Source organism: Desulfogranum marinum (assembly GCF_016918565.1).
Classification (GTDB): Bacteria; Desulfobacterota; Desulfobulbia; order Desulfobulbales; family Desulfobulbaceae; genus Desulfogranum; species Desulfogranum marinum.
This window is the reverse complement of the sequence record NZ_JAFFQD010000158.1, coordinates 1-471: the sequence shown is the minus strand read 5'-3', so window position 1 is coordinate 471 and position 471 is coordinate 1. Positions and strand designations below refer to the sequence as shown.

Here is a 471-nt window from a genome sequence, read left to right as displayed (position 1 = left end):
TGGTGGTACTGCCGTGCTGCTGCGCCAGTTTCGCCGCCGCGACCGATTCCGGCGTATTGCCGCCGTGGGAACAGACAATGGTCAGGGAATTTTTCCCCAGCGTTTTTGGCGCCGCGTGGACGAATTCATTGGCCGTCATCATAAAGCTGTGCAGCGTGGCGGACTCGCAGTTAAGAAAGTAGTGTGCGGGATACATATCCACCAGCGATCCGCCGCAGGCGACAAGAAAGATCTGACGCAGGCCGCCTGCCGGATGAAAACGGTTTTCCATTAACGAAGTGATGATTGCCGCGGTATTCATGAATTAGTCGCCATACACATTGAAATTAAAGTATTTTTTCGCCAGTCGGTCGTAGGTGCCGTCGCGGCGGATTTCGGCAATCGCCTCATTGAGTTGATCGCGCAGTTTGTCGTTCTGCTTATTGACGCCGATACCGGTGCCCGGTCCGAAAATCACGTCATCCTTTACTT

The 471-nt window shown here is 53.9% G+C and carries 2 protein-coding genes; both read right to left on the bottom strand.

The genetic code is table 11. From position 1 onward, the window contains the following. Window positions 1–301: phosphoheptose isomerase family protein (locus JWH17_RS23300; protein WP_499776921.1), on the bottom strand; the 301-nt coding region annotated here is incomplete at its 3' end. Window positions 302–304: 3 nt separating this feature from the next. Then, window positions 305–471, bottom strand: a 167-nt coding sequence (locus JWH17_RS24800; RefSeq protein ID WP_205225096.1) for a transporter substrate-binding domain-containing protein, incomplete at its 5' end; no start/stop codon positions are given.